This window comes from Zobellia barbeyronii, from assembly GCF_018603515.1.
Taxonomy (GTDB): Bacteria; Bacteroidota; Bacteroidia; order Flavobacteriales; family Flavobacteriaceae; genus Zobellia; species Zobellia barbeyronii.
On the sequence record NZ_JACATN010000004.1, the window covers coordinates 594240 to 611651 of the forward strand.

19 protein-coding genes are annotated in these 17412 nt (G+C 37.8%); 16 read left to right on the top strand and 3 right to left on the bottom strand.

The genetic code is table 11. The features are described from left to right. The first annotated feature begins 140 nt into the window (after positions 1-140). On the top strand, positions 141-266 hold the full coding sequence (locus HW347_RS20760) for a hypothetical protein (protein WP_262897685.1): 126 nt from the start codon (positions 141-143) through the stop codon (positions 264-266). Positions 267-512: 246 nt separating this feature from the next. On the opposite strand, the gene HW347_RS15100 is transcribed toward HW347_RS20760, so the two are convergent. From HW347_RS15100 to HW347_RS15110, 3 genes are all read right to left on the bottom strand, one after another. Then, positions 513-1790 (bottom strand): NAD(P)/FAD-dependent oxidoreductase, encoded by a 1278-nt coding sequence (locus HW347_RS15100; protein WP_214612590.1) that lies wholly within the window; start codon positions 1788-1790, stop codon positions 513-515. 127 nt (positions 1791-1917) lie between these two features. Beyond that, positions 1918-2820 (bottom strand): universal stress protein, encoded by a 903-nt coding sequence (locus HW347_RS15105; RefSeq protein ID WP_214612591.1) that lies wholly within the window; start codon positions 2818-2820, stop codon positions 1918-1920. Between the two features lie 89 nt (positions 2821-2909). Then, positions 2910-3545 (bottom strand): Crp/Fnr family transcriptional regulator, encoded by a 636-nt coding sequence (locus HW347_RS15110; RefSeq protein WP_225901939.1) that lies wholly within the window; start codon positions 3543-3545, stop codon positions 2910-2912. A 176-nt stretch (positions 3546-3721) separates the two neighbouring features. Between HW347_RS15110 and HW347_RS15115 the strand changes: the two genes are divergently transcribed. The 15 genes from HW347_RS15115 to HW347_RS15185 all read left to right on the top strand — a co-directional run bounded on the left by HW347_RS15115 (position 3722) and on the right by HW347_RS15185 (position 17403). Beyond that, entirely contained in the window at positions 3722-6118 is a 2397-nt protein-coding gene (locus tag HW347_RS15115; protein WP_214612593.1) for a heavy metal translocating P-type ATPase, read from the top strand. Between the two features lie 113 nt (positions 6119-6231). Beyond that, complete coding sequence (locus tag HW347_RS15120; protein WP_214612594.1) at positions 6232-6699, top strand: DoxX family membrane protein; 468 nt, start codon at positions 6232-6234, stop codon at positions 6697-6699. Between the two features lie 172 nt (positions 6700-6871). After that, positions 6872-7081 (top strand): cbb3-type cytochrome oxidase assembly protein CcoS, encoded by a 210-nt coding sequence (gene ccoS / locus HW347_RS15125; RefSeq protein WP_214612595.1) that lies wholly within the window; start codon positions 6872-6874, stop codon positions 7079-7081. A 2-nt stretch (positions 7082-7083) separates the two neighbouring features. Continuing rightward, entirely contained in the window at positions 7084-9282 is a 2199-nt protein-coding gene (ccoN, locus tag HW347_RS15130; protein WP_214612596.1) for a cytochrome-c oxidase, cbb3-type subunit I, read from the top strand. Positions 9283-9294: 12 nt separating this feature from the next. Then, positions 9295-9486, top strand: coding sequence for a CcoQ/FixQ family Cbb3-type cytochrome c oxidase assembly chaperone (locus tag HW347_RS15135; RefSeq protein ID WP_155594883.1), 192 nt, complete (start codon positions 9295-9297; stop codon positions 9484-9486). After that, positions 9483-10436, top strand: coding sequence for a cbb3-type cytochrome c oxidase N-terminal domain-containing protein (locus HW347_RS15140; protein WP_214612597.1), 954 nt, complete (start codon positions 9483-9485; stop codon positions 10434-10436). Before HW347_RS15135 ends, HW347_RS15140 begins: the two co-directional genes overlap by 4 nt. Positions 10437-10482: 46 nt before the next feature. Next, positions 10483-11901 carry a cytochrome c oxidase accessory protein CcoG gene (gene ccoG, locus HW347_RS15145; protein WP_214612598.1) on the top strand — a complete coding sequence of 473 codons (1419 nt, stop codon included), beginning with the start codon at positions 10483-10485 and terminating at the stop codon, positions 11899-11901. A gap of 17 nt (positions 11902-11918) precedes the next feature. Further along, entirely contained in the window at positions 11919-12365 is a 447-nt protein-coding gene (locus HW347_RS15150; protein ID WP_214612599.1) for a FixH family protein, read from the top strand. Between the two features lie 7 nt (positions 12366-12372). Beyond that, positions 12373-13077: a sulfite exporter TauE/SafE family protein gene (locus HW347_RS15155; protein WP_214612600.1), complete on the top strand. Its 705-nt coding sequence runs from the start codon at positions 12373-12375 to the stop codon at positions 13075-13077. A 27-nt stretch (positions 13078-13104) separates the two neighbouring features. Next, positions 13105-13593, top strand: a complete 489-nt coding sequence (locus tag HW347_RS15160; protein ID WP_214612601.1) for a GTP-binding protein — start codon at positions 13105-13107, stop codon at positions 13591-13593. Between the two features lie 66 nt (positions 13594-13659). Beyond that, positions 13660-15114 carry a vanadium-dependent haloperoxidase gene (locus HW347_RS15165; RefSeq protein ID WP_214612602.1) on the top strand — a complete coding sequence of 485 codons (1455 nt, stop codon included), beginning with the start codon at positions 13660-13662 and terminating at the stop codon, positions 15112-15114. A gap of 179 nt (positions 15115-15293) precedes the next feature. Beyond that, positions 15294-15689: a group III truncated hemoglobin gene (locus HW347_RS15170; RefSeq protein ID WP_214612603.1), complete on the top strand. Its 396-nt coding sequence runs from the start codon at positions 15294-15296 to the stop codon at positions 15687-15689. Positions 15690-15773: 84 nt separating this feature from the next. After that, positions 15774-16208, top strand: coding sequence for an RrF2 family transcriptional regulator (locus HW347_RS15175; protein WP_214612604.1), 435 nt, complete (start codon positions 15774-15776; stop codon positions 16206-16208). A 64-nt stretch (positions 16209-16272) separates the two neighbouring features. Further along, positions 16273-16992: an iron-sulfur cluster repair di-iron protein gene (gene ric, locus HW347_RS15180; RefSeq protein ID WP_214612605.1), complete on the top strand. Its 720-nt coding sequence runs from the start codon at positions 16273-16275 to the stop codon at positions 16990-16992. 66 nt (positions 16993-17058) lie between these two features. Beyond that, complete coding sequence (locus HW347_RS15185; RefSeq protein ID WP_225901940.1) at positions 17059-17403, top strand: hypothetical protein; 345 nt, start codon at positions 17059-17061, stop codon at positions 17401-17403. Positions 17404-17412: the final 9 nt, after the last annotated feature.

The window sequence follows — 17412 nt, forward strand, 5'->3', positions numbered from 1 at the left end:
GATCGATGAAAAGAAATCTATTTGATGTAAGTTTGTACTGTCGTTAAGTTTATGAAAATGAGCGACATAAAACTGGACATCCGTAAAACTCATGACCAGTTCTAAAATAATATTGAAAGTGTAAATTAATACCTTGTATCATGAATAGAACACATCATCAGGTAAAAGCAGAGAAAGCTAAAAAGGCATGGATGTCAATCCAAGACAGAAGAACACCGGAACACAACAAACCAAGTTCCGTTGATCGTCAACTTCAAAAAGTATAGTCCAGAATTTAGTTTAAGGTGATGTAATTACGTTACGACAAATCGTAACAAAGCCTACAATTACATCCTTCCCTATACGATGCGACATTCTTGGTTTTTACAGCCTTGCAGAAACAATTGGGTATAAAAAAAGCCTTCCAACATGGAAAGCCTTTCATTGGCCCAAACCTATACAGGTTTTGGGTTACAACACAACAGGACAAATATACTAAAGGATTTTAAATAATTGCTATCTCTATGGCTAAACTATGCCTTTGGATTAAACCTTCTTAAAATAAGGCGAGCCGCTTTATCGTAATTGATATAATTGTATGCCCAGTTAAAAAATACAATGACCTTATTTCTAAACCCTACCAGCGCCATTAAGTGAACGAACATCCAGATAAACCAAGCAAAGAAACCTCCAAATTGTAATTTTTTAATATCCGCAACAGCTTTGTTTCTTCCTATGGTAGCCATGGTTCCCTTATCTACATAAGTAAAAGGTTTCATTTCTTTACCCTCCAATAACTTTTCTAAATTTTTGGCCAATAACTCTCCTTGCTGAATTGCCGGTTGCGCAACTTGTGGATGTCCTTTGGGGAAATCTTCAGTTTCCATATAAGAAATATCCCCAATGGCAAAAACCGAGTCATAACCTTCTACCTGACTAAAACGGTTTACTTTATAACGGTTTAAACGTTCTACCAAAATATGGGGTGCAAAACCCTCTATGGCCGCACCGGTAACTCCTGCAGTCCAAATAAAATTTTTAGTGCGTATGGTGGTTCCATCTTTTAAGGTTACCTGTTCCCCATCATAATTACTGGCAATGGCGTTAAGATGAACGCGTACCCCTAATTCTTCCAAAAATCCCATGGCTTTCTTAGTTGCATGCTCACTCATTGGCGGCAATACTTTTGGGCCACCCTCATACAAGTTGATTTCCATTTCATCTATATTCAGATGTCGGTAATCTTCAGGGAAAACGTTATTCTTAAGTTCTGCAAATGCCCCAGCAAGCTCTACACCTGTTGGCCCCGCTCCAATAATACAGAAATTAAGTAATGCCTTACGCTCTTCTGGATCCTGGCAGTCGTCTGCTTTTTCAAAATTTTGTAACATTAAACTTCTAATGTCCAGTGCTTGCGGCACACTTTTCATAGACATGGCATGTTGCGCAATCTCTTTATTCCCAAAAAAGTTAGTTTTTGTACCCGTGGCCAAAACCAAATAATCATATTCCAGGTTTCCCGTGTCCGTTATAATTACCTTCTGTTCCGGTTCAATACGCTCAACATTAGCTAGCCTAAAATAGAAATTCTCCAAATGCCTTAACACCTTACGTATAGGGTATGCAATGGAGTCCGGTTCTAAGCCGCTAGTAGAAACCTGATAAAGGAGTGGTTGAAAGGTATGGTAGTTATGCTTGTCCAGTAATACGACTTGTAAATCTATTTTACTGAGTTTTTTGGCTAGTGATATTCCGGCAAAACCGCCACCAATAATCACTATTCTTTTCTGACCTGTCTTGGGAAGGTTCATAACTTAATTTTCCACAAAATTAAGAAGATCTAGCGCAGTATATTTTTAATCTTTAGAAATATCACATTTAATATTGCCGCAATAAAAAAACTAGAAAAACACCTTCTTCTATTTAGAAGAACCTGCACTATTCAGAAGCCGAAAGACTCTGCTCTTTTTTACTATGTGAAGAACCACTCATGCCCAATTCTGGAATAACCAATAAAGGAATTTGTGTATGAAAAGCTATACGTTTCACCACTGCCTCACGAGTTAGGTTTTCCATATAACTATGTTGGTAATGTAACATAGCTAACAAATGAATATCTAATTCATTGCTAAAAATCTCTAAGGTTTTAGAAATGGAATTTAATTCCGAAACCGTATGAACGTAATGCTCTACATCTTTTAAATATTTACGAAGCATACTTAAATTAAACTTCTGAAGCTCCGTTAATGCAGTGATTTTCTGCTGCACATGTACTATTCTTATAACCGCATTAAAGGTCTTGGCCATATCCAATAATGGTCTCAATTCAGACTGCGTATAAAATCTGTTGAAATCTGTGGCAAAAGCTACTTCGTCCGGTGTTTTAAACTTAAAATTCTGAGGAACGGCAAGTACAGGGCATTTCTTTACCGTTTTTATAATTCGCACTGTATTGCTACCCATGAAAACCTCATCTATTGCCGAGGCTCCTTTTGTTCCAGTGATAACCAAATCTATTGCATACTCATCTATTACTGCTTTTACCTCATCTACAAGCATAGAAAAAGAAGATACCGCAGTAAATCTATGTTGTGGATTGTTGAATTCCGTGTGCATGCGTGAAATGAGATTGGCAAGACCTGCTTCGGATTGGGTTCGAGCAGCATCCTCCATCATATCGCCACTCACGTTTGTAGCCATAAAACGGCTATGTGCAATGTGGGGCGTATAAGTATTCAATACGTAAAAAGTACAGGTTTCGTTCTTGAAAAGTTCTACAGCATAGCTTGCAGCGTTCCATGCATTTTCGGAAAAGTCGGTAGGTAATAGTATATTTTTCATCTACTTTTTTTATTGAAATCTTCAATGTAAAAGTAGAACCAACACTATGGTGAAACTATGATAAATATCAGTTTTTGAAAAGAGAAAGGTTAAAATCCATCAATCAAATCTAAAAGCTTACGCTCATCAGCAATACCAATTTTCTTTCCGGAAGTTTTAATAAATCCTTTTTTCTTGAATTCAGAAATAATCCTAATACAAGATTCAGTAGCCGTACCTACTACGTTAGAATAGTCTTCTCTAGATAAGGAAAGCGTCAAGAAACCATCTTCGTCCTCGCCATAATTCTTTCTAAGGTATAAAAAAGCTTCTGCCATTCTTTGTTTCACCGTCTTTTGAGACATGTTCACAATAACGTCGTCTGCTTCTCTTAGGTCATGCGCCATATGACGTAAAACTTCAACAGCAAAATTAGGATTCGTATCTAGGGTATTAGAAATAATTTCTTTTGGTATAAAACAAACCTCCATGTCACTTACTGCAATTGCACTTAAGTTGGTAGACTCTTCGGCAATTACGGCTCGTTGGCCCATAACCTCGCCTTTACTGGCCAATCTTACGATTTGGTTTTTACCATTCTCACTAAGTTTAGACAGTTTTGAGACACCATCTCTAACACAAAAAACGCCATCTAGCTTTTCACCTTCTTTGAAGATAGCTTCGCCTTTTTTAAGTTTTTTAGAAATTTTGGAATCGGAGACCTTCTTCAATTCTTCCTTACTCATAGCTCGTAAAGAATTGAATTGCCTTATTATGCAATTTTCACACCTGCTGCTCATATCCTATTATTTATACCTGACCGTACAAAGGTACCGTTCCCTAATTATAATAAACCTGACAATTGTCATATATTTAAACTCTAATATCCTGCACCTTTGTGCAAGGTATAGCAAATGATTAAATGAACTCTAACAATTGTTTTCATTGTGGTGATGACTGTGGCAAAAAAGCCATAGTTCTAGATGACAAAAATTTTTGTTGCAATGGTTGTAAAACCGTTTATGAAATTTTTTCCGGTAATGACCTTGATTACTACTACGACATTCAGTCTGCTGCCGGCGCAACTCCAAAAACTCTTGATGGAAGATACGATTTTTTAGATTCAACGCCAATTGCCGAAAAATTAATAGAATTCAATGACGGGGACTTACAGATTGTAAATCTTTATATACCCCATATTCACTGTAGCTCTTGCATATGGGTACTAGAAAATCTGAACAAGTTAAACCCATCTATTAAGAGTGGTCAAGTAGATTTTCCAAAGAAAACAGTACGTATTACTTACAGCAGTGCAGCCATTTCTTTAAAAGAAGTGGTTTTGCTACTGGCGAGAATAGGTTATGAGCCTTATATATCCCTTGATGATTTTGACAATAAAAAGAAAAGTGTAGACCGCAGCCTAATTTACAAACTTGGCGTAGCTGGTTTTGCTTTTGGCAATGTCATGTTCCTTTCGTTTCCAGATTATTTTGACCTCTCTACTAGCGATGCATCGGGGGGCGAGTTCTGGCTCAACAAATATGAACCAGTCTTTCATTGGCTTATGTTTCTGTTTTCATTGCCTGTAATTTTTTATGCCGGCAGAGATTATTTCATATCTGCCTATAAAGGACTTCGTAGTAAAATATTAAATATTGATGTGCCAATTGCTCTGGGGATTTTTGTGCTATTTGTACGTAGTACACTAGAAATTACTTTTGATTGGGGAAGTGGCTTTTTCGACTCCTTAACAGGATTGGTGTTCTTTTTGCTTTTAGGAAAGTTCTTTCAGCAAAAAACCTATTCCTTTCTTTCGTTTGAACGAGACTACAAATCATATTTCCCGATTGCCATAACTAGAATATCAAAAGAAGGGAAAGAAGAAACTACACAAGTACACGATATAAAAAGAGGAGACCGTTTACTCATTAGAAATGAAGAATTGATTCCTGTTGATGGTATTCTTATAAACGGACAAGCACGTATTGATTATAGTTTTGTTACAGGCGAATCCGAACCAGTAAAAAAAGAATCCGGAGAGAAAGTCTTTGCCGGCGGAAAACAACTACAAGGTGCCATAGAAATGGAAGCCTTAAAATCGGTTTCACAGAGTTACCTTACCCAATTATGGGGAAACAGTATTTTTCAAGAAGACAAAGCCAGTAAGTTCCAAACCCTGACCGATAGTATTGGCCGGAGATTTACGATTGCCGTGCTCAGTATTGCTTTCTTATCGGCCGCATTTTGGCTTTATTATGACCCTAGCAAAGTCATGAACGTATTTACGGCAGTATTAATAATTGCCTGCCCCTGTGCCATTGCTTTAGCATCTCCCTTTACTTTGGGTAACATGTTACGCATTTTTGGGCGAAAGAAGTTTTACTTAAAGGACACCCGCACCATAGAACAACTTGCGCAAATAGACACCGCTATTTTTGACAAAACAGGTACCATTACCACATCAAAAAAGAGTACTGCCACCTATGAAGGTATGCCCCTTACGGAAGCTGAAGCTTCTTTGCTAAAAAATACGCTACGTGGCTCTAACCACCCATTAAGTAGAACGCTTTACAGTCTTTTGTCCGAACAAAATATTATTACGCTAGACGAATACGAAGAACATATTGGCAAAGGTATAGAGGGGTCAAAAGATGACGAACATATAAAAGCCGGTTCAGCATCTTTTGTAGGTAATGACCAAGTCTCAGATGCACTTAACACATCGGTACATATTAGCAGTAACGACTCCTATAAGGGTAAGTATATTTTTCATAATGAATACCGAGATGGCGTTTCCGAAGTATTTAAGGATATGTCCAAAAATTTTGACGTAGCCATTTTATCGGGAGACAACGAAGGAGAGAAGTCTCGCTTAGAAAAATTGTTACCCAAACTCACTCCGTTGTACTTCAATCAAAAACCACAGCATAAACTGGAGTTTATAAAGGCTTTACAAGAACAAGGCAAAAAGGTACTTATGGTGGGTGATGGTCTTAACGATGCCGGAGCTTTGGCGCAGGCAGAAGTGGGCATTGCCATATCTGAAAATATTAATGTGTTCTCGCCTGCTAGCGATGGTATTATGGACGCCTCTAAATTTCAACAGCTAAACAACTATATCCTGGCCTCTAAGAAAGCGATGAAGATTATAAAACTCAGTTTTCTGTTATCCTTGACTTACAACGTCATAGGTCTCTATTTTGCGGTTACCGGACAACTTGAACCTGTTATTGCTGCAATCTTAATGCCCTTGAGTTCTATAAGCGTGGTTGCCTTTGCTACCATCTCTACCAACTTCATAGGAAGAAATATTGACTAAGTCTGTAAGACACTACGCTCAAGACCAAAAGTTAACAGTTAAAAAACGGATTCAGTACGTTTAAAAAGTTACGTTTGTAAAACCAACAACTCACTAATTACCTCTCAAGTAAAATGCCAGCTTTCAGTCTCTCATCGATTTCAGCACATTTCAAAAAAATTTCCTTTTTACAAATCTCAATAGCTATTGTCTATCTCTGGTTTGGCGCACTTAAATTTTTTAATGATGTTAGTCCGGCCGAAGAATTGGCAAAAGAAACCATCACCTCACTCACTTTTGGTTTAATTCCTCCTAATATTTCTATTTTTATGCTTGCCGTTTTAGAGGTAGGTATTGGTATTTTTCTTTTATTCGACCTATTTAGAAAACAAACTATTATTGTAACTTTATTGCATATGGTCTGTACTTTTTCTTCCTTACTTCTCCTTAATGAAGCCTCTTTTACCTACAGCCCTTTTGCACCAACCCTTCTAGGTCAGTACGTTATAAAAAATCTAATTATAATTGCCGCTTTAATTTCTATTTACCAGAACACAAAAAAGGCAGAAAAGACAGCATACAACAGCTCTTCCACAGATTAAAAAAATACAATTTTTAACTTTTTCCTGCTTAAAATAATAATAGCATATATATTTACACACCAGACGGTTGTGATAAAAAATTAAGAAAGTTTTAGATATTTATCAAAACCTGACAAAAGTCATATTAAATAGCAAGTACACACCGTAGTTTTACGGCATAATTCAGGTAGGTATGAGTGTCATTTTTGTATTATTGGCCATAAGTATTCTTATTGCGGTCATATTTTTTATCGCTTTCATCGTTTCGGTGAAAAGCGGTCAATACGATGATTCGTATACTCCATCTGTACGCATGCTTTTTGACGACGAACTGGTTAAGACTAAAAAAACCAGCGCCAAAGAGTTTGAAAAAGAGAAAATCCAACTAAATAAACAAGTATAATTATGGAAGTACAGCAGTTTTATTACGATAACAAAATCGTGAAAAATTTCCTCTATGCAACCATGTTCTGGGGTATTGTGGGTATGTCTGTAGGCTTACTATTAGCCTTAATGTTCATGTTCCCCAACTTAACCGATGGAATATCATGGTTAAGTTTTGGTCGTTTACGCCCATTGCATACCAATGCGGTGATTTTTGCATTTGTAGGAAATGCTATTTACGCAGGGGTTTACTACTCCACGCAACGTTTGCTAAAAGCGCGTATGTATAGCGATTTTCTTAGTAAGTTCAACTTTTGGGGTTGGCAGGCAATTATTGTCTCGGCAGCTATTACCCTTCCATTAGGGTATACCAGTACTAAAGAATATGCAGAGCTTGAATGGCCTATAGATATAGCCATTGCTGTGGTTTGGGTTGCTTTTGGTGCCAACCTCATCGGCACCATGATAAAAAGGAGACAGCGTCACCTTTACGTTGCCATCTGGTTTTACTTGGCTACTTTTGTTACGGTAGCAGTGCTTCACATCTTCAACAACTTGGAGCTTCCTGTTAGCGCATTAAAAAGTTACTCTATTTACGCTGGTGTTCAAGATGCATTAGTACAGTGGTGGTACGGGCACAATGCGGTTGCATTTTTCTTGACTACCCCGTTCTTGGGACTTATGTACTACTTTGTACCTAAAGCAGCAAACAGACCGGTTTATTCTTATAGACTATCTATAGTTCACTTCTGGTCTTTGATTTTTATTTATATCTGGGCTGGACCTCACCACTTGTTATACTCCGCTTTACCGGATTGGGCTCAAAACTTAGGTGTAGCATTTTCAATTATGCTTTTAGCTCCTTCTTGGGGTGGTATGATAAACGGACTTCTTACGTTACGTGGTGCATGGGATAAAGTTCGTACAGACCCTGTTTTAAAATTTATGGTAGTTGCAATTACCGGTTACGGTATGGCAACTTTTGAAGGTCCTTTACTTTCGCTTAAGAACGTAAATGCTATTGCCCACTTTAGTGACTGGATTATTGCTCACGTACATGTAGGTGCTTTAGCCTGGAACGGTTTCTTAACATTTGGTATGATTTATTGGTTGGTACCTAGAATGACCAAAAATAAATTGTTCTCTATAGGCTTGGCAAACTTCCATTTCTGGATCGGTACTTTAGGTATTATTCTGTATACGTTACCAATGTACGTTGCTGGATTTACCCAAGCATTAATGTGGAAAGAATTTAACCCAGACGGTACATTGGTTTATGGTAACTTCTTAGAAACCGTACACGAAATTATGCCTATGTACTGGATGCGTGCCATTGGTGGAAGCCTTTACATTGTTGGTGCCATGGTTATGATCTACAACGTAGTTCGTACCATACGTTCCGGTAGCACAATAGAAGATGAATTGGCAGAAGCTGCTGCTCTTACTCGTGTTTCAAAACACAGAACAGCTGGCGAAACTTTCCATACTTGGTTAGAGCGTAAGCCTATTCAATTGACCATCTTAGCTACTGTAGCTATATTAATTGGAGGTCTTATACAGATTGTACCAACCCTTTTGGTAAAATCTAACATACCTACCATTTCTAGTGTTAAGCCTTATACTCCGTTAGAACTAGAAGGCCGTGACCTTTACATTCGTGAAGGTTGTGTTAGCTGTCACTCGCAAATGGTTCGTCCGTTTAGAAGTGAAGTAGAACGTTATGGTGAGTATGCCAAAGCTGGTGAATTCGTTTACGACCACCCATTCCTATGGGGAAGTAAGCGTACTGGACCAGATTTACTTAGGGTTGGCGGAAAGTATTCTGACAACTGGCACTTGAACCACATGTATGACCCTCAGAGTACATCATCCGGTTCTATTATGCCTTCATATTCTTGGATGGTACGTGACAAGCATGACCGTAGCAACATTAAGACAAAAATGGAAGCTATGGTAACCTTGGGAGTACCGTACACTGAAGAGGAGATTGCTAATGCCGATGCTCTTATGGATGCTCAGGCTACAAAAATCGAGAAGAACTTATATTCAGATCCCGATTTTGCTAAAAACTATGAAGCTGACAAAACCTATGCCGCTGAAAATGGTGAAGAGTTCGTAGAAATGAGAGACCGAGAAATCGTATCCTTAATTTCATACCTACAACGTTTAGGTACGGATATCAAGATTAAAGAGACCGGCGAAATAATATCTGAAAAATAAAAAATAAATATCATGTTCAAATTTGTAAAAGGTTACATGGAAACTATTGATGGCGTAGCAACCTACCCCATGATATCACTACTTATCTTCTTTGTGTTTTTCATATTGTTATTCTGGTGGGTTTTTACTGCCTCAAAAACATACATAAAAGAAGTGAGCGAATTACCTTTTGAAGAAGATAACCAACAAAACCTAGAACTATGAAAAACACATCAACTTGGTGGTTCAAAATACCACTTGTTTTCTTTTTAATATTCGGCTTAACGGAGTTTGTTGTTGATTCAGGAGACTTACCCGCGTTTATTAAATTCCCAATGGTGCAAGTATTCCTTGTATTCGTTCTATTCTTGCTTATCGTAATTGCGATAATTACAAGAGCCATAGAAAATGTAATGTATCAAACTCTTTCAAAAGAAGCGCAAGAGCGTTATCTAGCTGCAAAGAACAAATCTTTACATTGGAAATGGGGCGAAGAAACTTACCAAAGAATGCTTGGTTCTAAACCCATGGAAAAAGAAGGCGAGATTATTCTTGACCATGACTATGATGGTATTCGCGAGTTAGACAACAATCTACCGCCATGGTGGGTATACTTATTCTATGCCTCTATTGTGTTCGCTGTAGTTTACCTAGTTCGTTTTGAGATATATAATGATTATAACCAAGACCAAGAATACGAGCAAGAAGTAGCTGCCGCTCAATTAGAGATTGAAGAGTATAAAAAGACCGCAAAAGGCCTTGTTGATGCCAATACGGTAGAATTACTTACCGATGCGGGAGACCTTAAAGCTGGCCAGACCATTTTTGAAAGTAACTGTGTTGCCTGTCATATGGTAGATGGTGGCGGTGGTATTGGACCTAACCTTACAGACCAAAATTGGATTTTAGGTGGAGGCATCAAAAATGTTTTCCATACGATTTCTGAAGGTGGTCGTGATGGTAAAGGTATGATTGCTTGGAAACAGAGTTTAAAGCCTGCAGAAATTGCTCAGGTTGCTAGTTACGTCTTGAGTTTTCAAGGTACTACACCAGCCAATCCAAAAGCTCCGGACGGTGATCTTTGGTTAGACCCAGATGCACCTGCCCAGGCAGTTCCTGCAATAGAATCTAGTACCGAACAGGAAGTAGATTCTACATCGGTTACTATGAACTGAATTAAACGGGACATGTTTGCCCTGTTAGCTGATAAAGCATAATAAAATGGCACAAGATCAAGAAAATTTTAGGGATTCCATAGGCACCATAAAGGAAGACGGAAAACGGGCATGGGTATATCCCAAAAAGCCTAGTGGTAAACTTTATGAGTATCGCAAATACGTAAGTTACGTTCTTCTTACCTTCTTGATTGCGTCTCCTTTTATTAAGATTAACGGCAACCAATTTTTGATGTTCAATGTCTTAGAAAGACGTTTTAACATCTTTAGTTTTCCGTTTTATCCGCAAGATTTTCACCTCTTCGTTATTTCAATGATTATTGGGGTGGTTTTCATTGCTCTTTTTACTGTTGCATTTGGACGTATTTTCTGCGGATGGATGTGCCCGCAAACCATTTTCTTGGAAATGGTTTTTAGAAGAATAGAATATTGGATAGATGGTGACCGTGGCGCTCAAATGCGACTGGATAGACAAGCTTGGGATTCTGAAAAGATTCGTAAACGTGTGTTGAAATGGATAATCTTTTTTATCATATCGTTTATCATAGCTAATGTTTTCTTGGCTTACTTGATTGGTAGCGACCGCTTGATTCAGTATGTTACAGATGGTCCTAGCCAACACTTAAGCACCATGTTATCTCTATTGATATTTACAGGGGTGTTTTATTTTATATTCGCCTGGTTTAGAGAACAGGTGTGTATTATTGCCTGTCCTTACGGACGTATGCAAGGTGTGCTATTAGACAACCAGTCTATTATTGTTGCTTACGACCACGTAAGAGGTGAAGCTGAAAATGGAAGAAAAAAGTGGCGTAAAAATGAAGACCGAGAGGAATTAGGCAATGGCGATTGTATTGACTGCAACCAATGTGTAAACGTTTGCCCTACAGGAATTGATATTAGAAACGGAACGCAGTTAGAATGTGTAAACTGTACCGCCTGTATAGATGAGTGCGATTCCATAATGGAAAAAGTAGATCTTCCAAAAGGATTGATTCGCTATGCCAGTGAAGATGAAATTACCAAGAAAGAGAAGTTTAAATTTACACCTCGTTTAAAAGGATATACTGCGGTATTGGTAATTTTAACTGGTGTACTTGTAGGTATGATGTTCTTAAGAAACGACCTTGAAGCCAATATTTTGAGGTTACCAGGCCAACTTTACGAACACAAAGAAGGCAACATTATTAGTAATGTCTTCACTTACAAATTATTGAACAAAACCACTAAGCCTGTAGAGAACGTTCATTTTGAGTTGATGTCTCCTAAAGGGGAAATTAAATTAGTACGAAACAATAATTTTGATGTACAACCGGAAGCGTTGGCAGAAGGAACCTTGTTTATAGAAATTAATGCTTCGGCCTTGAGTGGTGATAAGAACAACTTAAAAATTGGTGTCTACAGTAATGACAAATTAATAGAGACCACCACGGCGCGCTTTTTGGCACCGCGTAGTTATAAATAGTAATTAAGTAAAAGATCATGAAAATAAATTGGGGTACAGGTATCGTAATTGCTTTTGGAATTTTCATCAGTTTTATACTGTTCTTCGTGATACGAATGACTACAAGCCATGATGCCAATCATGATTTGGTTACTGAAGAGTATTACAAGGCAGAACTTGGCTATCAAAAAGAAATAGATGCAGAGCAAAACGCTGTTAACTCCAATGAAAAAATAGAATTAGAAAAAACACCTGAAGGATTACTAGTAATCTTTCCTAAAGGATACGCAGACACAAATGTATCAGGCATTGTATCCCTATACAGACCGTCCAATAAGCACTTGGATTTTGACTTACCTATAAGTCTATCCGATTCACATTTGCTCATACCTGACAAACGCTTGTTGGATGGTCGTTGGGATATAAAAATAACTTGGAAACACCAAGGGAAGGATTTTCAGCATAGAGAAAGTATAACCCTTTAAGAGAAACATGATTCTATCTGCCGTCATACTAGGCTTAATGGGAAGCTTGCACTGCGTTGGCATGTGTGGCCCTATTGCCTTTATGCTTCCGGTAGACCATTCTAACAATGTCAAAAAATTTGGTCAGATATTCATTTATCACTTTGGCCGGTTAATGGCATATGGTATCATTGGACTCATTTTTGGCTTTCTAGGAAAAGGATTATCCATTTTTGGTGCACAACAAAAACTCTCCATAGCTATTGGAGTTTTGATGATTCTAGTTGTATTAATTCCTCATAAAACATTCAGCAAATACAACCTATCAAAACCCATTTACAAAGTCATATCTAAAGTTAAGAACCAACTAGGTAAAGAATTGAAGAAAAAATCTCCGGATACCTTTTTAACGATTGGTTTCCTAAACGGATTTCTACCTTGCGGTTTGGTTTATATGGCACTTTTTGGAGCCGTTGCCATGGGCAATGCTTTACAAGGCAGCCTGTATATGATGTTATTTGGTTTAGGAACTGTGCCTTTAATGACGGTTGCTATTTATTTTAGTGGTTTATTAAAAGGTGGTATACGTCAAAAAGTACAAAAAGCTATTCCCGTTTTTGTAGTGATTATAGGTTTGCTTTTTGTCCTTAGAGGTCTTGGGTTGGGTATTCCTTACGTATCACCAGCACCTGTTACACAAATAGCTTCAAGCGCTATAGAATGCCATAATTAACGGCTACGGCCACCAAACAATTTTCTTATGAAACCGTTACCTAACGAAATTGTACTTCGCCCAAGGTTTCAATTGGATATTGCCGGAACCAGTGAAAGCATTCTTAAAAAGTTTGAAACTGCTGGTTACGCTCCTTTTTTGGTAAAAAGATTAGATGAACATGTCTTTCTTAAATTCGACGATAAAAACAACCATTTCTGGTCGCCTCAACTCCACTTGCAGATAGATGAACTAGATGCTTCCAACTGCCGTTTACATGGCATATTTGGACCTAACCCTACCCTATGGACCTTCTTTATGTTCGTACATTTTGCGGTAGCATGCCTATTCATCATCATAGGAATTTGGGCGTATTCAAGCGCGTCCCTAAATAAACCTTATCACTTGCAACTAGGACTAATGGGTATGATAGTAGTGGTATGGTTTGTACTTTACTTTTTTGGACGAAGCGGTAAACAAAAAGGAAAGCCACAAATGGAAGAATTATATGGGTTTATGATGAAAGTTCTTACGTAAGAAATTTCAAAGGTTTTAATGTCTTTCTTATATTTGAAAGTTACCAACAACTTAATAACCAATTACATGAAACGTATTATTGTACTAACCCTTATGATGGGGTTATTATCTTCCGGCGCATCTTTCGCCCAAGAAAAACAAGAAGAACCAAGAGGAGTTGAAAATATTGCCTATAAGTGGGGAAAAATGGCGTTGGATGCCACAGCATCGGATACCGAACAATTCAAGCCTAGACCCACAATAACCTCACGTTACCTTGGCCTAATTTTTATCTCAATTTTTGATGCATGGTCCGTTTATGATGAGACTGCTATACCAGTTTATTTAAAAGGTGTAGACCGAAAACCTGCGAGTGAACAGAATCTTAAAAATAAAGAAATTGCGATTAGCTATGCTGCTTTTGGTGCGATGAAGGAATACTACTATTCCAATACTGAAATGTTCAGAAAATTTATGACGGACTTAGGTCTTGACCCAGACAATACATCAACGGACCCGAACACGCCGGAAGGTGTGGGCAACCTAGCTGCCATGGCTACTATAGAAGCTAGAAAAAACGATGGTAGCAATCAATATGGGGAGGTTGAAGGTTCTAACGGAGAAGCATATTTTGATTATACCAACTACAGTCCGGTAAACTCAGCAGATGAGAATACGGACATCAATAGGTGGCAACCAAAGTATTTTTCAGATGGCAAAGGTGGCCAATATGCTCCTGGTTGTCTTACCCCTTACTGGCAAAAAGTAGCTCCTATTACATTAACCACGGCAGACCAATTTAGACCAGGGCCTCCGCCGTTGGTAGGTTCAGAGCAATTAAAAAAAGAAGTTCAAGAGGTGGTTGATTTGCAGGCCAACCTATCTGATGAAGAAATAGCTTTGGTAGAATTCATGCGAGACGGACCGCAATCTGTACAGCAAGCTGGCCACTGGTTAAAGTTCGCACAAGACGTTTCCCGCAGAGATAACCATACGTTAGACGAAGATGTAAAAATGTATTTCTTAACGGAAATAACTGCAATGGATGCTTTTATTGCTTCATGGGATTCTAAGATGTTCTATGATTATGCCCGTCCTTATGCACTGGTTCACGAATATTACAAAGATAAAACTATAAAGGCGTGGGCAGGTCCTGGCAAAGGTATTGTTGAAATGAAAGGGCAAGAATGGCGCCCTTATTCGCCAGATATTTTTCTATGTCCTCCATTCCCGAGCTACACCTCTGGTCACAGCACTATTAGTGGGGCTTGTGCAGAAGTGCTTCGTCTTTTTACCGGTGATGAGTATTTTGGAGAATCCATAGAACTTATACCGGGTTCCCTTACAGAATATGACAGCATTCATTTTGGAAAACCGGTAATTATAAACTTCCCTACTTTTACTGAAACTGCTAATATGGCGGGTATGTCTAGGGTAATGGGTGGTTACCACATACAGGCCGACAATATAGCTGGCCTGCAATTAGGTAGAGATGTGGCTACCCAAGCATGGGAATTTTACAACGACCATTTAGCAAAATAGAAACATCATGTCTAATTAAAAAGAGGAAAGGAAATCAGTTTGATTCTCTTTCCACTTTTTTTATACCAATAATTGGCAAAACATGATATTGTTCATATTCTAAAGCTCCTCTATTATAGATATTTGCAGCACAAACCGAGCACTTCAAAAACTAATGCCAATAGTGTACTTTTGATACGATGGAAAAAAAAGAAATTGAAACCCGAGATGACGTACAGCTGCTTGTTGAAACCTTCTATGGAAAAATAAGAGAGGATAAAATTCTTGGTCCTATTTTTAATGGAATTATTACCGACTGGGAAGCACACCTAAAATTATTAACGGATTTCTGGGAAACTCAGCTTTTTTTAAAACGAATATATCAAGGCAACCCCGTAACGGCGCACCAAGAAGTAGATGACAAAACCAATCATAGTATTACCTCCGAACATTTTGGCCTTTGGCTTAATCATTGGTTTGCAACCATAGATGAACTCTTTGAAGGCGACAAAGCTTGGATTGCCAAGAATAGGGCACAAAAAATGAGTACAATGCTTTTTATGCAGATGTTCCAACATAGAAGTAGAACTTCCTAATACAAAAAAATAAAATTTAACTCGGATACATTTGTCCTAGTTAAAAAACATCATATCTTTGTAACGTAAAACAAAACTATCTGAATGTTTTCAAAAGCATGTGAATACGGAATAAGAGCATCAACCTACATAGCGTTAAAATCGCTTGAAGGTACTAGAGTGAGCTTGAAAGAGATTGCTGAAAAGATAGATTCTCCCGTTGCTTTTACGGCCAAAGTTTTGCAGCAATTATCTAAGAATCACATTGTAGATTCAGTAAAAGGTGCATCTGGCGGCTTTCAGATAACAAAGGCAAACATAAACCAGATAAAACTTGCCCAAATAGTATTTGCCATAGATGGCAACAACGTATATGAGGGTTGTGGACTTGGTCTAAAAAAATGTAATGCTAATGAACCCTGCCCTGTTCACGATAAATTTGTTCAGATACGGAGTGATTTGAAAAACATGTTAGAAAATACCAGCCTTTATGATATGACCATTGGTCTAGAGGAAGGACTTACATCTTTGAGAAGGTAAAAAAATTTGAATATAAATAGGACAATTTTATCCTATTTAATAAAATAACTATAAAAAAGAAATTATGACACAAACAGTAGGCGAAATTGTAGCAAAAGATTACCGAACCGCACAAGTTTTTAAAAACCATAAAATTGACTTTTGTTGCCGAGGAAACCGTTCACTTGAAGAGGTTGCCCTTAAAAATAATTTAAGTGTTGATGTGCTTTTCTCAGAACTAAAAGCGGTAACAGAACAAACCAGTGGTGATAACATTGATTTTAAATCTTGGCCATTGGACCTTCTTGTTGATTATATTGAAAAAAAGCACCATAGATATGTTGAGAAACAAAGTACTGTATTGAAACAATACCTTGACAAACTATGCCGCGTACATGGCGAAAAACATCCTGAGCTTTTTGAAATCAAAGAACTTTTTAATGCATCTGCAGGAGAATTAGCTTCGCACATGAAAAAAGAAGAATTGATACTCTTCCCTTTTGTTAGAAAGATGGTTGAATCACAACAGACCGGAAAAGATTTGAGTGCTCCTGGTTTCGGCTCCGTAGCAAATCCAATTTGTACTATGATGGACGAACATGATAATGAAGGGGTTCGTTTTAGAACCATTGCCAAACTGAGCAATGACTACACGCCACCTGCTGACGCCTGTTCTACTTACAAGGTTACGTATTCGCTATTGCAAGAATTTGAAGACGACCTGCACCGTCACATTCACTTAGAGAACAACATTCTCTTTACCAAGGCCAGTGCGTTAGAAAAAGAATTAACTGCAGTTGCGTAAAGTGTAATTCGCACTTACTAAATCTGCTTATAAAAGTTCAATTATAAATTTCTAAAATTGATTCTCATGAGGACACCATCGTTACCTTTAAGTTATTCTGAAAAACAACAGAGAAGTACTGGTATAGCCAAAGTATACAACAATCTACTTAGTGAGTTTACCAGACAACAGACCGGTTATTCCACTATTGCTATAATAGCGCAAAGCTGCATAGGTTCTGCTGCTGCAATGGTGTTATTGATGAGTAACCTACATGACCTTTCAAAAATGGTATTGCTCTTTTTTGTAACCATTTTATGTATGGGATACAATGCTGCAGTACTTGCGCAATTGAAATCTAAAATAACTTTTAATATGCTATTAGTAAGTTTGCTCTTTAGTTGCTCTATTATTATTGCGAACATTCTTTAGCATTCATCC

Bases quoted from the DNA above. Each gene is read 5' to 3' on its own strand.
- HW347_RS15110 (WP_225901939.1), bottom strand. From the start codon at position 3,545: ATGAGTAAGGAAGAATTGAAGAAGGTCTCCGATTCCAAAATTTCTAAA.
- HW347_RS15170 (WP_214612603.1), top strand. From the start codon at position 15,294: ATGGAAAAAAAAGAAATTGAAACCCGAGATGACGTACAGCTGCTTGTT.
- HW347_RS15150 (WP_214612599.1), top strand. From the start codon at position 11,919: ATGAAAATAAATTGGGGTACAGGTATCGTAATTGCTTTTGGAATTTTC.
- HW347_RS15105 (WP_214612591.1), bottom strand. From the start codon at position 2,820: ATGAAAAATATACTATTACCTACCGACTTTTCCGAAAATGCATGGAAC.
- ric (WP_214612605.1), top strand. From the start codon at position 16,273: ATGACACAAACAGTAGGCGAAATTGTAGCAAAAGATTACCGAACCGCA.
- HW347_RS20760 (WP_262897685.1), top strand. From the start codon at position 141: ATGAATAGAACACATCATCAGGTAAAAGCAGAGAAAGCTAAAAAGGCA.
- HW347_RS15135 (WP_155594883.1), top strand. From the start codon at position 9,295: ATGTTCAAATTTGTAAAAGGTTACATGGAAACTATTGATGGCGTAGCA.
- HW347_RS15160 (WP_214612601.1), top strand. From the start codon at position 13,105: ATGAAACCGTTACCTAACGAAATTGTACTTCGCCCAAGGTTTCAATTG.
- ccoS (WP_214612595.1), top strand. From the start codon at position 6,872: ATGAGTGTCATTTTTGTATTATTGGCCATAAGTATTCTTATTGCGGTC.
- HW347_RS15175 (WP_214612604.1), top strand. From the start codon at position 15,774: ATGTTTTCAAAAGCATGTGAATACGGAATAAGAGCATCAACCTACATA.
- HW347_RS15115 (WP_214612593.1), top strand. From the start codon at position 3,722: ATGAACTCTAACAATTGTTTTCATTGTGGTGATGACTGTGGCAAAAAA.
- HW347_RS15120 (WP_214612594.1), top strand. From the start codon at position 6,232: ATGCCAGCTTTCAGTCTCTCATCGATTTCAGCACATTTCAAAAAAATT.
- HW347_RS15155 (WP_214612600.1), top strand. From the start codon at position 12,373: ATGATTCTATCTGCCGTCATACTAGGCTTAATGGGAAGCTTGCACTGC.
- ccoN (WP_214612596.1), top strand. From the start codon at position 7,084: ATGGAAGTACAGCAGTTTTATTACGATAACAAAATCGTGAAAAATTTC.
- ccoG (WP_214612598.1), top strand. From the start codon at position 10,483: ATGGCACAAGATCAAGAAAATTTTAGGGATTCCATAGGCACCATAAAG.
- HW347_RS15100 (WP_214612590.1), bottom strand. From the start codon at position 1,790: ATGAACCTTCCCAAGACAGGTCAGAAAAGAATAGTGATTATTGGTGGC.
- HW347_RS15140 (WP_214612597.1), top strand. From the start codon at position 9,483: ATGAAAAACACATCAACTTGGTGGTTCAAAATACCACTTGTTTTCTTT.
- HW347_RS15185 (WP_225901940.1), top strand. From the start codon at position 17,059: ATGAGGACACCATCGTTACCTTTAAGTTATTCTGAAAAACAACAGAGA.
- HW347_RS15165 (WP_214612602.1), top strand. From the start codon at position 13,660: ATGAAACGTATTATTGTACTAACCCTTATGATGGGGTTATTATCTTCC.